Source organism: Streptomyces zingiberis, assembly GCF_012034935.1.
Lineage (GTDB): Bacteria > Actinomycetota > Actinomycetes > Streptomycetales > Streptomycetaceae > Streptomyces > Streptomyces zingiberis.
Genome location: NZ_JAATEN010000003.1, coordinates 354,271 through 367,896, shown reverse-complemented (window position 1 = coordinate 367,896; position 13,626 = coordinate 354,271). Strand labels below are relative to the sequence as shown.

General features: G+C 75.8%; 10 protein-coding genes. 9 read left to right on the top strand and 1 reads right to left on the bottom strand.

All coding sequences use genetic code 11. The features are described from left to right. Positions 1–207: 207 nt before the first annotated feature. From HCK00_RS05770 to HCK00_RS05745, 6 genes are all read left to right on the top strand, one after another. The gene (locus tag HCK00_RS05770; RefSeq protein ID WP_168100631.1) at positions 208–348 is read left to right on the top strand and encodes a hypothetical protein; all 141 of its coding nucleotides are present in this window, start codon (positions 208–210) and stop codon (positions 346–348) included. Continuing rightward, positions 345–1,160, top strand: a complete 816-nt coding sequence (locus HCK00_RS05765; protein WP_168100630.1) for a response regulator transcription factor — start codon at positions 345–347, stop codon at positions 1,158–1,160. Before HCK00_RS05770 ends, HCK00_RS05765 begins: the two co-directional genes overlap by 4 nt. Before the next feature lie 24 nt (positions 1,161–1,184). Then, positions 1,185–2,207 carry a LacI family DNA-binding transcriptional regulator gene (locus HCK00_RS05760; RefSeq protein ID WP_168100629.1) on the top strand — a complete coding sequence of 341 codons (1,023 nt, stop codon included), beginning with the start codon at positions 1,185–1,187 and terminating at the stop codon, positions 2,205–2,207. Positions 2,208–2,453: 246 nt separating this feature from the next. Next, positions 2,454–3,686, top strand: a complete 1,233-nt coding sequence (locus tag HCK00_RS05755) for a S1C family serine protease (protein WP_168100628.1) — start codon at positions 2,454–2,456, stop codon at positions 3,684–3,686. Positions 3,687–3,869: 183 nt separating this feature from the next. Continuing rightward, positions 3,870–4,607, top strand: a complete 738-nt coding sequence (locus HCK00_RS05750) for a response regulator transcription factor (RefSeq protein ID WP_168100627.1) — start codon at positions 3,870–3,872, stop codon at positions 4,605–4,607. Continuing rightward, entirely contained in the window at positions 4,604–6,142 is a 1,539-nt protein-coding gene (locus tag HCK00_RS05745) for a HAMP domain-containing sensor histidine kinase (protein WP_311765162.1), read from the top strand. Before HCK00_RS05750 ends, HCK00_RS05745 begins: the two co-directional genes overlap by 4 nt. 327 nt (positions 6,143–6,469) lie before the next feature. Here HCK00_RS05745 and HCK00_RS05740 read toward each other — a convergent pair whose 3' ends face one another. Beyond that, positions 6,470–8,287, bottom strand: a complete 1,818-nt coding sequence (locus HCK00_RS05740; RefSeq protein ID WP_168100626.1) for a bifunctional metallophosphatase/5'-nucleotidase — start codon at positions 8,285–8,287, stop codon at positions 6,470–6,472. Between the two features lie 289 nt (positions 8,288–8,576). On the opposite strand from HCK00_RS05740, the gene mshD reads away from it, so the two are divergent. From mshD to HCK00_RS05725, 3 genes are all read left to right on the top strand, one after another. Next, positions 8,577–9,599 (top strand): mycothiol synthase, encoded by a 1,023-nt coding sequence (gene mshD / locus HCK00_RS05735; protein WP_168100728.1) that lies wholly within the window; start codon positions 8,577–8,579, stop codon positions 9,597–9,599. Between the two features lie 198 nt (positions 9,600–9,797). Further along, positions 9,798–12,122: an RNA degradosome polyphosphate kinase gene (locus HCK00_RS05730; RefSeq protein ID WP_206319956.1), complete on the top strand. Its 2,325-nt coding sequence runs from the start codon at positions 9,798–9,800 to the stop codon at positions 12,120–12,122. Next, positions 12,106–13,560, top strand: a complete 1,455-nt coding sequence (locus HCK00_RS05725) for a CHAD domain-containing protein (RefSeq protein WP_375781919.1) — start codon at positions 12,106–12,108, stop codon at positions 13,558–13,560. Before HCK00_RS05730 ends, HCK00_RS05725 begins: the two co-directional genes overlap by 17 nt. Positions 13,561–13,626 lie beyond the last annotated feature (66 nt).

Sequence of the window (13,626 nt, the reverse complement as noted above, 5' to 3'; positions counted from 1 at the left end):
CCGGTGGGAGGCCGGTCCGGACCGGTGACGGCCTCGGCCGTCACCGTGTGACCCGCCGCCGGAGGCGCCCACGCGTGACAACAGCACAGCAGCGCAGTATCCGAGTACCCCCAGTACGCGGCACCGGAGGAGTGCGGAGGGTTACGCAGCAGGTACAGAGCCGTGCCTGATTGCGTCCTCGCACGGGACCGAGGAGGAACTGACGTCATGGGCAAGCGCACATCGCGGAACAGGAAGGCCCGCTCGGCCGGGCACCATCGCGGCGCCATCGCCGCCCCGACCGCAACCGACACCGGCTCCGTCACCCCCGGCGCGCCCGCCGCCGTCCGTGAGGAGGGCCGCGCGTGAGCTCCCTGCTGCTGCTGACCAACGCCCTCCAGCCGTCCGCGGAGGTGCTGCCCGCCCTCGGACTGCTGCTGCACAACGTCCGGGTCGCGCCCGCCGAGGGCCCCGCGCTGGTGGACACCCCCGGCGCCGACGTGATCCTCATCGACGGCCGGCGCGACCTGCCGCAGGTCCGCTCGCTCTGCCAGCTCCTCCGCTCCACGGGCCCCGGCTGCCCGCTGATCCTGGTGGTGACCGAGGGCGGACTGGCCGCCGTCACCGCCGAGTGGGGCGTGGACGACGTGCTGCTGGACACCGCCGGCCCGGCCGAGGTGGAGGCCCGGCTGCGGCTGGCCACCGGCCGCCTCCAGCTCACCGGCGACGACAGCCCGATGGAGATCCGCAACGGCGACCTCTCCGTCGACGAGGCGACGTACAGCGCCAAGCTCAAGGGGCGCGTGCTGGACCTCACCTTCAAGGAGTTCGAGCTGCTGAAGTACCTCGCCCAGCACCCGGGCCGGGTCTTCACGCGGGCGCAGCTCCTCCAGGAGGTCTGGGGCTACGACTACTTCGGCGGCACGCGCACCGTCGACGTCCACGTGCGGCGGCTCCGCGCCAAGCTCGGTCCCGAGCACGAGTCGCTCATCGGGACCGTGCGGAACGTCGGTTACCGCTTCGTCGTGCCGGAGAAGGTCGAGCGGGCCGCCGAGGAGGCCAAGGCCAAGGCCTCGGACGAGGCGCGGGCCAAGGCGGCCGCGGAGGGGCCGGGCGGATCCGCGGCGGACGGCGGTGACCGGGCCGTCGGGGCGGCCCGCGGACGCCGGGCCGAGGGGTGAGCCGACCCGCGTAGACTGCCGCGCGTGGCCAAGGTGACGCGGGATGACGTGGCAAGACTGGCGGGGACGTCCACCGCGGTGGTCAGCTACGTCATCAACAACGGTCCCCGGCCGGTCGCCCCGGCCACGCGCGAGCGCGTCCTCGCCGCGATCAAGGAGCTCGGTTACCGGCCCGACCGCGTCGCCCAGGCGATGGCGAGCCGCCGCACCGATCTCATAGGGCTGATCGTGCCGGACGCCCGGCAGCCCTTCTTCGCGGAGATGGCGCACGCCGTGGAGCGGGCCGCGTCCGAGCGCGGAAAGATGGTCCTGGTCGGCAACTCCGACTATCTGGACGAGCGCGAGGTGCACTACCTCCGTGCCTTCCTCGGCATGCGGGTCTCCGGGCTCATCCTGATCAGCCAGGGCCCCAGCGAGCACGCGGCCACGGAGATCGACGCCTGGGACGCGCGGGTGGTGCTGCTGCACCGCCGCCCGGAGGCGATCGAGGACGTCGCGGTCGTCACGGACGACGTGGGCGGCGCGCAGCTCGCCACCCGCCATCTGCTGGAGCACGGCCACCCCTACGTCGCCTGCCTCGGCGGGGTGGAGACCACGCCGGAGGTCGGCGACCCGGTGACCGACCACGTCGTGGGGTGGCGGCGGGCCATGGCGGAGGCCGGGCGGTCCACGGAGGGCCGGCTCTTCCAGTCCCCGTACAACCGCTACGACGCCTACCGGGTCGCCCTGGACCTCCTCGCCGGCCCCGACCGGCCGCCGGCCCTCTTCTGCGCCACCGACGACCAGGCGATCGGCGTGCTGCGGGCGGCGCGCGAACTGCGGATCGACGTGCCGGATGGGCTGGCCGTCGCCGGGTTCGACGACGTGAAGGAGGCCGCGCTGACCGACCCGCCGCTGACGACCGTCGCCTCCGACCGCGGCGCCATGGCGCGGGCCGCGGTGGACCTGCTGCTGGACGACACCCTGCGGCTCACGGGACCGCGGCGGGAGCGGCTCAAGCAGTTCCCCTCCCGGCTGGTGGTCCGCCGCTCCTGCGGCTGCGCCTGACGGGATCCGGCCGCGCCCGACGGGGCCTGACCGGGCCTTGACCGGACCCGCTGTGAGTGACTGGGCCTGATCGTCCGTGACCGGACCGGACCGGACCGGACCGGACCGGACCGGTCGCCGGGCGGCCGTCGCGCGACGGCTCCCCGTGTGCCGGCGGCCGTGCCTTATGCCGGGCCTACAGGCTTCTGCCCGGCTTCTCAGTCACCCCTCAGCGGAATCTCATGTTCGGCGCGGATCGTCGGAGACATGACCGAGACCCGTGCGTACCCGCCACAGCCGCAGCGCCCGGCCGACGACTCCGGGCGCCCCGACGACCCCCGGGGCACCGCCCCCTTCCCGGCCCCGGCCCCGGCCCCGGCCCCGGACCCGGCCCCGGGCCCCGCCCCGGCCGGCGCCTCCGACCACCCCGCGCCCGGACGGCCGACGCAAACACCGCCGTTCGTCACCCCGGAGGGCACGACCATCTGGCCCTCGGGGCACACCGTCCCCTCGCCGGGCGGTGACGACGCCGGGGCCGCCCACGGGGCACCCCCGGCCGGCCCGCCCCCGCAGGCCCTGACGGGCGTCTCAGGCCACGGGCGCCCACGGCACCGGCGCCGCCGCGGGCCGCTCGCGCTCCTCGCGGCCGTCGCCGTCGTGGCCGGTGCCGTGGGGGGTGGCGCGGGGTGGGCGGCCGGAGGGCTCGCCGACGCCGGCCGGCCCGCCGCGAGCACCACCGTCTCCGCGACCGGCGTCTCCGAGGTGACGGACGGCTCCGTCGCCTCCGTCGCCGAGACGGTCCGGCCGAGCGTCGTGGAGATCCACGCCACCTCCGCCTCCGGGCAGTCCTCCGGCTCCGGAGTGATCACCTCGGCGGACGGGGAGATCCTCACCAACAACCACGTGGTCTCCGGCGCCACCTCCATCGAGGTGGTGTTCGACGACGGGACCAAGGCGACCGCCGACGTGCGCGGCAGCGACCCGGACCTCGACCTCGCGCTCCTCCAGGCGCGGGACGTCAGCGGGCTGACCCCCGCGGTGCTCGGCGACTCCGCCGGGGTGACGGTGGGCGACCAGGTGGTGGCCATCGGCTCCCCCGAGGGCCTGACCGGCACGGTCACCAGCGGTATCGTCTCGGCGCTCGACCGTGAGGTGACCGTGGGACGCGACGACGGCGGGCAGCAGTCCTCCGGCGGCGACGGCCGGCAGTGGCCGTTCGAGTTCGGCGGCGGCCAGTACAACGGCCAGGTCGGCGGGGACACCACCACCTACCCCGCGATCCAGACCGACGCCTCCCTCAACCCCGGCAACTCGGGAGGGCCGCTGATCGACATGGACGGGCGGATCATCGGCATCAACTCCGCGATGTACGCGCCCGGGACCTCCGGGGGCTCCGGCACCTCCGCCACCAGCGCGGGCAGCGTCGGCCTGGGCTTCGCCATCCCGATCGACGAGGTGAAGAAGGTCATGGACGAGCTGCGGTCCGGTGACGGCGGCTGACCCCGGCGCGTCCGGAACGCCACCGGGCGTCCGGCCGGCCGGCGGAGCGCGCGGCCGGGGGACGCGCTCCGCCGCGCCGCCCCTCGCCGCGCGGCCGCCGCGCCGGCCCGTGCCAGGCTGGCCGGGCGGCGGCGTTCCGCGCGCCCCGCTCCGTGATCCGTACCCCCAGGGAGAACAGCAGCCATGAGCCCCGCCGGTGGCGAGAACCGCATCCTGGTCGTGGACGACGAACCCGCCGTCCGCGACGCGCTCCGCCGCAGTCTCGTCTTCGAGGGCTACGAGACGGAGACCGCCGTCGACGGGATCGACGCCCTGGCCAAGGCCGAGAGCCACCGGCCCGGGCTGATCCTGCTCGACGTGCTGATGCCGCGCATGGACGGCCTCACCACCGCCCGCAGGCTGCGCGCCGCCGGTTCCACCGTGCCGATCCTGATGCTGACGGCGCGGGACACCGTCGGCGACCGCGTCACCGGCCTCGACGCGGGCGCGGACGACTATCTCGTCAAACCGTTCGAGCTGGACGAACTGCTGGCCCGCGTCCGGGCGTTGCTGCGCCGCGGCTTCTCGTACACCGCCACCGCGGCGGGCACGCCGGAGGAGGACGCCTCCGGCGTGCTCACCTTCGGCGACCTCCGGATGAATCCCGGCACCCGTGAGGTCACCCGCGGCGGGCGGCCGGTGGAGCTGACCCGTACCGAGTTCACGCTGCTGGAGATGTTCCTGGCGCACCCCCGGCAGGTGCTCACGCGCGAGCAGATCCTCAAGGCCGTCTGGGGCTTCGACTTCGAGCCGAGCTCCAACTCGCTGGACGTGTACGTGATGTATCTGCGCCGCAAGACGGAGGCGGGCGGCGAGCCGCGGCTCGTGCACACCGTGCGCGGCGTCGGATACGTGCTGCGCGGCGACGGCGGGGCGCCGTGAACGGCCCCGCCGCCCGCCGCCGCGCCCCGCGCGCCCTGCGCCGGCTGCCGCTGCGGACGCGGCTGACGCTGCTGACGGCCGTGGCCGTGGCCGTGGCCGTGGCCGTCTCGGCCTTCGCCTGCTGGTTCCTCACCCGCGACCAGCTCCGCGGCCAGATCGACACCTCCCTGCGCAACGTGCGCGTCCCGCCGGAGTTCCTCTCCCGGACCGTGGCCGACTGCCGGGCCACCACCCCGCAGGCCGACCGGCGCGTCCTGCCCGGCATCGCCTACGGCCAGGTCGTGACGGAGGACGGCGGCCGCTGCGTGGCCGACAACTCCCAGCCCGTGGAGGTCACCGCCGCCGACGCGGAGGTCGCCGCCGGCACCCGCGACGAGGTGCTGCGCGACGGGGTGACCGAGGACGGCGAGCCGGTGCGGGTGCTCACCCGGCGCGTCGGCCCCGCCGGCGGCGCGCCCGGGTACGCGGTGTCCGTCGCCCGCTCGCTGCGGGACGTCGAGGAACCGCTGGGCACGCTCGCGCTGCTGCTCACCGCGGTGGCCGGGGTGGGCGTCCTCGGCGCGGCCACCGCCGGGCTGTGGATCGCGCGGACCGGGCTGCGGCCGGTGGACCGGCTCACCGGCGCGGTCGAACACGTGGCCCGTACGGAGGATCTCGCCGTGCGGATCCCGGTGGAGGGCGAGGACGAGATCGCCCGGCTGTCGCGGTCCTTCAACGCCATGACGGCGGCCCTCGCCTCCTCCCGCGACCGCCAGCAGCAGCTCATCGCGGACGCCGGGCACGAGTTGCGGACCCCGCTGACCTCGCTGCGCACCAACATCGACCTGCTCGTCCGCAGCGAGGAGACCGGCCGGGCGATCCCCGCCGCGGATCGCGCCGCCCTGCTGGACTCCGTGCGCGCCCAGACGAAGGAACTGGCCGCCCTCATCGGTGACCTCCAGGAACTGGCCCGGCCGGACACCGCCGCCGGCGCCGCCCCGCCGGAGGTGACGGGGCTGCACGCCATCGCCGCGCGCGCGGTGGAACGGGCCCGGCTGCGCGGCTCGTCCGTCACCGTCACCACCGCGCTGGCGCCGTGGTACGTGCGGGCCGAGCCGGCCGCGCTGGAGCGGGCGGTGGTCAACCTGCTCGACAACGCGGTGAAGTTCAGCCCGCCCGGCGGCTCGGTCGAGGTGGTGCTCCGGGACGGCGAGCTGACCGTCCGGGACCACGGGCCGGGGGTGCCGGCCGAGGAACTGCCCCATGTCTTCGAGCGGTTCTGGCGCTCCCCGGCGGCGCGCGGACTGCCCGGTTCCGGGCTCGGGCTGTCGATCGTCGACCGCGCGGTGGGCCAGGCGGGCGGCGAGGTGGCGCTGCGCCCGGCGCCGGGCGGTGGCACGGTGGCGGCCGTCCGTATCCCGGGTGCGGCGCACCCGCCGCCGGATCTGCCGCCGGGCCTGCCGTCGGCGCCGGACCGGCCGCCGGGCCTGCCACCTGCGGCGCCGGGGACGGCACCCGGGTCCGGGCCGGGTGCACCGCCCGGCCAGGCGTCCTGACCGCGGCCTTCCGGCCTCGTCCCGCCGGCCTCTCCCGGCCGGACCCGGGCCGCGCGCCGTGGGGTCGGCGGCGCCTCGCGCCACCCCACGCCCGCCACCCGGGCCACACCTTCCGTGCCGCTCGCAGCCGCAGCCGCAGCCGCAGCCGCAGCCGCAGCCGCAGCCGCAGTCGCAGTCGCAGCCGCAGGTGCCGCCGTCACCGCGGACGCCCCACCTGCCGGGCTCACCGCGCCGCGCCGGCCGGGCAGCCGAACGGCCCGGCGGGTCCTGCCCGCCGGGCCGTTCGAGTCCGCGCGTCCGGGCCGCGCGGGCCACGGATCCGTGAGGTCAGCTCACGACCGTGATCCGGTCGGCCGCGGGCGGAGCCAGCGGCGATCCGGCGGAGGAGTTCGCCTCCAGGTAGTCCGTGAAGGCGTCCAGGTCCGAGCCGCCGACCAGCTTGTCCGTGCCCTCGGTGAAGGCGGGGAAGCCGTCGCCGCCGCCGGCCAGGAACTCGTTGACCGTCACCCGGTAGGTGGCCCCGGTGTCGATCGGCTCGCCGTTCAGCCGCACGGAGTCGGTGACGATCCGGTCGGCGCCGGACTGCGTCAGATCGAGGGTGTAGGTGAGGCCCTCCGAGACCTGGAGGATCTTCGGCGAGCTCTCGTTGGCCCCGCCGACCTGCTGGCGCAGCACCGCCAGGAGCTGCTCACCGGTGAGGCCGAGCGTGGTCAGCATGTTGGTGAACGGCTGGACGGTGAACGCCTCGCCGTAGGTGACGACCCCGTCGCCCTCGCCGCCCGAGGCCGCGTACGTCAGGTCCGCGCGGATGCCGCCCGGGTTCATCAGCGCGAGCTGTGCGCCGCCCCGGTCCTCGGCGGCGGTGGCCGCGAGCTGGGCGTCGGCGATCACGTCACCGAGCGGGGACTCGGGGGTCGTGGCGCCGCGGCCGGCGATGTCGGCGGAGATGTGGCCCACGGGCCGGTCGGCCACCGGGGCGGCCAGCGCGTCCCACCGCTTGATCAGCGAGGTCATGTCCGCGGCCTTGGGCTGGTCCCGGCGGACGACGTGGTTGGCGGCGCTGACGCTGGTCCGCACGATGTCCTTGGTGCGCCGGTCGTAGGTGAGGGTGGTGTCGGTGTAGAGGCGGCCGAAGGAGGCCGCGGAGGTGACGGTGCGCGGCGTGCCCGAGGGGTCCGGGATCGTGCAGGCGTACGCCTGGTGGGTATGGCCGGTGACGAGGGCGTCCACCCGCGGGCTGATCTTCTTGGCGATCTCGGCGATCGGCCCGGAGATGCCGTCACCGGGGCCCGGGGAGTCGCAGTCGTAGTTGTACGCGGTGCTCGCCGGCGCACCACCCTCGTGGATGAGCGCGACGACCGACTTGACGCCCTTGCGCTCCAGCTCCTTGGCGTACTTGTTGACCGTCTCCGCCTCGTCGTGGAACTTCAGGCCCTTGACGCCCTCGGCGGTGACGATGTCCGGCGTGCCCTCCAGGGTGACGCCGATGAAGCCGATCTTGACGTCGCCGCGCTTCCATATGGTGTACGGCTTGAGGACCGGCTTGCCGGTCTTCTCGTCGGTCACGTTCGCCGCGAGGTACGGGAAGGCGGCGCCCTTGAAGCGCTTGCCCTTCTCGTAGCAGCCGTCCACCGGGTGGCAGCCGCCGTTCTGGAGGCGGCGCAGCTCGGCCATGCCCTCGTCGAACTCGTGGTTGCCGACCCCGGTGACGTCCAGGCCGAGCCCGTTCATCGCCTCGATCGTCGGCTCGTCGTGGAAGAGGCCGGAGAGCAGCGGGCTGGCGCCCACCATGTCGCCCGCGGCGGCGGTGACGCTGTAGCGCTGCCCCTCCCGGGCCTTCCGCAGCGAGGTGGCCAGGTACTCGACGCCGCCCGCGTCGACCGTCTCGGTGGTTCCGTCCTCGTGCGCGTGGGTCACCCGGCCGGAGGAGCCGGCCGGGGGCTCCAGGTTGCCGTGGAAGTCGTTGAAGGAGAGAAGCTGGACGTCGACGGTGGAGCTGTTGCCCGGTTTGCCGGGTTTGTTGTTCTTGCCGTCGGCCGCCCCGGCCGGAACGGCGGCGGAGAGGACTCCGGCCGTGGCGGCCAGAACGGCCGCCCCTGCGGTCAACCGGCGCAGACCGCGCCGCCGTTGGGATGAGGCTGGCATTGCTTTCCCCTTCACAGGCTGTGGAACACCCTTCCGGTGATCGGGGGCAGCCTACGGTCAACGCGCGTAGCACGGCAGGGGTGACCGGGTAACGAGCAGATTGCGGGACGGTGCCGCCGCCCGGCGCGGGCGACGTAGGCTCGGCGCCATGAGCGACGCGAACGGGAACGGTGGGAACGGCCGGAACGGTGCGACGGGCACGGCCGGCATGACGGACGCGGCGGGCCCGGCGGACGCGGCCGCCACGGAAGGCGCGGCCGGCACGGCGCTCGCGCCGGACGCGGCGGAGATGGCGGCCGCCGCCGGACCGGGCCGCACCGTCGAACTCCTCGACGCGGTGGACCCGGGGACGCTCCCCGAGGTCTTCGCCCTGCTCGACGCGGCGGCGGAGCAGGACGGCCGCCAGGCCGTCTCCGAACAGGGCCGGCTCCATCTGCGCGGCGGCCGGCGCGAGGGCGTCCGTCATCTCCTCCTCCGCGAGACGACCGAGACGGCCGGGACGGCCGGGACGGCCGGGACGGCCGGGACGGCCGGCGCTCCGCCCGCCGCGGCGGAGCCGCACAGGGGCCCGGAGCGGCCGGAGGGCTCCCCGGGCGCGGTGGTCGGCTACGCCCAACTCGACGGCACCGACCCCGTGGAGGCCCCGGCCGCCGAGTTCGTGGTCCACCCCGGCCACCGGCTGCGGGGCCACGGCCACGCCCTCGGCCGCGCGCTGCTCACCGCCACCGGCCGGCGGCTGCGCGTCTGGGCGCACGGCGGCCACCCCGCCGCCCGCCACCTCGCGCGGCGGCTGGGGCTCGCCCTCTTCCGCGAACTGCGGCAGATGCGCCGCCCGCTGGCCGGCGCGGACCTCCCCGAGCCGCGGCTCCCGGCGGACGTCACCGTACGGACGTTCCGGCCCGGCGCCGACGAGGACGCCTGGCTGGCGGTGAACGCGGCCGCCTTCGCCCACCACCCCGAGCAGGGTTCCCTCACCCGCCGGGACCTCGACGACCGCGAGGCGGAGGAGTGGTTCGACCCGGCGGGCTTCTTCCTCGCCGAGCGCGGCGGCCGGCTCGCCGGCTTCCACTGGACGAAGGTCCACCGGGCGGAGGGGCTCGGCGAGGTGTACGTCGTGGGCGTCGACCCCGCCGCCCAGGGCGGCGGCCTCGGCAAGGCCCTCACCCTCCTCGGTCTGCGGTACCTGGCGGACCGCGGGCTGCCCGCCGCGATGCTCTACGTGGACGCCGACAACGCGGCGGCGGTGGCCGTCTACGAGGGGCTCGGCTTCACCGTCCACGAGACCGACCTGATGTACCGCACGGAGAGCTGACCCGCGGGGGGCCCGCCACCTCCGGGAGGGCCCCCGCTTGCCTGGCCGCCATGTCGCCGTTACCGACGATTCAACGTCGCTTGCGAGCATCGCCCCATGCACCCCGCTGTCCCGACGGCCCCCCACCGGCGGCTCCCCCGTGCGGAACGGCCGCCTCACGGGGCGCCCGCTTCCGCCTCGTCGCGGAACAATGAGGACATGACCGACTCCAGCGCCCAGGAACCGGCCGGGACGCCACCGGCCCCGTCCGCCCCCGCCGCCGGGAACGGTCCGCCGGCCGGTCCCACCGGTCCCACCGCTCCCGCCGGTGAGCCCACGCTGCTGGGCGAGGACTCCGAGCGCTCCCTCGCCGCCCACCGCCCCGCCACCGTGGGCCCGGCCCCGGGCTCCGACCTCGATCCGGACCTCGACAACGACGCGGACACCTGGGACGGCGGCGACGAGGAGGCGTCCGGCGAACTGCCGGAGGGCCGCTTCCTGGACCGCGAGCGGAGCTGGCTGGCGTTCAACGAGCGGGTGCTGGAACTCGCCGAGGACCCGGCCACCCCGCTGCTGGAGCGGGCCAACTTCCTCGCGATCTTCGCCTCCAACCTGGACGAGTTCTTCATGGTCCGGGTGGCCGGCCTCAAGCGCCGGATCGCCACCGGCGTCGCCACCCGCTCCGCCTCGGGCCTCCAGCCCCGTGCGGTGCTGGACCTCATCTGGACCCGCTCCCGCGAACTCATGGCCCGGCACGCCGTCTGCTGCCGGCGGGACGTGCTGCCGGCCCTCGCCGCGGAGGGGATCCACCTCGTCCGCTGGCCGGAGCTGACCGACCAGGAGCAGGCGCGGCTGCTCAGCCTCTTCCGGCGGCAGATCTTCCCCGTGCTGACCCCGCTCGCCGTGGACCCGGCGCACCCCTTCCCGTACATCTCCGGGCTCTCCCTCAACCTGGCCGTCGTCGTACGGAACCCGGTCAGCGGGCACGAGCACTTCGCCCGGGTCAAGGTGCCGCCGCTGCTCTCCCGCTTCCTGGAGGCCTCGCCGCAGCGGTACGTGCCGCTGGAGGACGTGATCGCGGCGCATCTGGAGGAGCTCTTCCCCGGTATGGAGGTCCTCTCCCACCACATGTTCCGGGTCACCCGCAACGAGGACCTGGAGGTGGAGGAGGACGACGCGGAGAACCTGCTGAAGGCGCTGGAGAAGGAGCTGATGCGGCGCCGCTTCGGCCCGCCCGTGCGGCTGGAGGTCGAGGAGTCGATCAGCCCCGAGGTCCTCGGCCGGCTGATCCGCGAGCTGAAGATCACCGAGGCGGAGGTCTTCCCGCTGCCCGGCCCGCTGGACCTGACCGGCCTCTTCGGGATGGCGGCGCTGGACCGGCCGGAGCTGAAGTACCCCAAGTTCGTCGCCCGCACCCACCGGGACCTCGCCGAGGTGGAGTCGGCCTCCGCGCCGGACATCTTCGCCGCGCTGCGCGAGCGCGACGTGCTGCTGCACCACCCGTACGACTCGTTCTCCACCTCCGTCCAGGCCTTCCTGGAGCAGGCCGCGGAGGACCCCGACGTCCTGGCGATCAAGCAGACGCTCTACCGCACCTCCGGCGACTCCCCGATCGTCACCGCGCTCGCGGACGCCGCCGAGGCGGGCAAGCAGGTCCTGGTGCTCGTCGAGATCAAGGCGCGCTTCGACGAGCAGGCCAACATCAAGTGGGCGCGGAAGCTGGAGGAGGCCGGCTGTCACGTCGTCTACGGCCTCGTGGGGCTGAAGACGCACTGCAAGCTCTCCCTCGTGGTCCGCCAGGAGGGCGACACCCTCCGCCGCTACTCCCACGTCGGCACGGGCAACTACCACCCGAAGACCGCCCGGCTCTACGAGGACCTCGGGCTGCTCACCGCCGACCCCGAGGTCGGCGCCGACCTCTCCGACCTCTTCAACCGGCTCTCCGGCTACTCCCGCCGCGCCACCTACCGGCGCCTGCTCGTCGCGCCGACCTCGCTCCGCGACGGGCTCGTGGAACGGATCGAACGGGAGATCGAACACCACCGGGCCGGCCGTCCCGCCGCCGTCCGGATCAAGGTCAACTCGATCGTGGACGAGGCGGTCGTCGACGCGCTCTACCGCGCGTCCCGGGCGGGCGTGGCGGTGGACGTCTGGGTGCGCGGGATCTGCGCGGTGCGCCCGGGCGTCGCCGGGCTCTCCGAGACCATCCGGGTCCGCAGCGTCCTCGGCCGCTTCCTGGAACACTCCCGCGTCTTCGTCTTCGGGGGCGGCGGCGATCCGGAGGTCTGGATCGGCAGCGCCGACATGATGCACCGCAACCTGGACCGGCGGATCGAGGCGCTCGTCCGGGTGACCGATCCCGGGCACCGCAAGACCCTCAGCCGGCTCCTGGAGACCGGCATGTCCGACGCCACCGCCTCCTGGCACCTCGGCCCGGACGGCAACTGGACCCGGCACGCGGCGGACGCGGAAGGACGGCCGCTGCGGAACGTACAGGAGTTGCTCATCGACGCCCGGAGGCGCCGGCGTGGCCCAGCGACATGATCCCGCGGACGGCCTCGCCCGCCTCGCCCGCCCCGGCCACCCCGACGGGCTCGCCTCCGGGCCCGGGCCGGCCGGTGGTCCCGCCGTGGCCACCGCGGCGTGGGGCCTGGCCGGCCGGACGGCGGGGGAGGTGCTGGCCGCCTGGCTGCACGCCGGGGCCGGCGAGTTCCTGCGGGGGCTGCGGCTGTACCGGGAGAGCGGCTCGGACGCCGGGGAGGCCGCCCCGGCCGCGCTCCGCATGCGCCGCTCCGCCCGCCGCGTCGCCGGTGCGCTGCACACCTACCGGGCCCTCACCGACACCGGCTGGGCCGACCCGCTGCAGGCGGAACTGACCTGGCTGGCGACGGTCCTCGCCCGGGAGCACGCCTGCGCGCAGCGGCTCGACCGGCTGGGCTCGGCGCTCCACCGGCTCTCCGGCGCGGAGGCGCCCGGAGCGGCGACGGCCGGCGGGACCGGGACGGCGGAGAACACCGCGGCGGGCCACGGCGCCGGGGCCGACCATGGCACCGCGGCGGGCCCGGGCACCCCGGCGGCCCTGGACGGGGCGACGGCGCCGGACGCCGGAGCGGCCCCGTACGGCGGGACCTCCCGGGACACCGCCCCGCCGGCTGCCGCGCCCTCCGTCCCGCCTTCCGGCCCGCTCACCGCCCCGCTCCCCGCCCCGCTCCCCGCCCCGAACGGTGCCGCGGACGGTGACGCGGACGGCGCCGGACACCCCCGCGTCGTGCCGCAGCGGCGCGACAGCGCCTCGCCCCGCTCCGCCCTCACCATGGGCGCCGCCCGCGCCGGGGCCCTGCTGGAACGCCGGCTGACGCTCGCCCGGACCCGCGCCCACTCCGCCGCGTTGCAGGCCCTCGGCTCCTCCCGGTTCCACGCGCTCGTCGACGCCATGGCGCTGCTGGCCTCCGACGCCCCGCTGAACCCCGCGACCGCCGGGCAGCCGGCCCAGGAGGTGCTGCCGCCGCCGGCCGAGGAGGCGTTCGGGCGCCTCGCGGGCGCCGTGGCGGCGCTGCCGCTCGGCCGCGCCACCCAGCCGTACAACGCGGAGGCGCTCAGCCACGCGCTGGCCGCGACCGCCTCGGCCGACGCGCCGCCCGCCGCCGAACGCCAGGACGCCCACTGGCACCACGTACGGCTGCTCGTACGCCACGTCCGCTACGCCCGGGAGTCGCTGGACCGGGCCGGGGCCTACGAGCTCCCGCCGCCCCCCGACTCCCCCCTCGCCGCGAGCCTGCTCGGCGCCGACGAGGCGCTGCGGCGCCACCGGGACGCGGCCGAGGCCGCCGCCGAGGCCGCCGCGGCCGCCCGCACCCCGCGCATCGCCCCGGCCACCGCCTACGCGCTCGGCGTGCTCCACGCCGACCAGCGGCACGACGTCGAAGCCGCCCGGCTGGCCTTCGGCCGCGCCTGGCAGCGGGTGACCGCGACCGGGTGGTGACCGCGCGCGCCCCGCGCCGTGCCGGGGCGCGGGGCGAGGGAGCGCAGGGGGAAGAGCCGCTCGGCC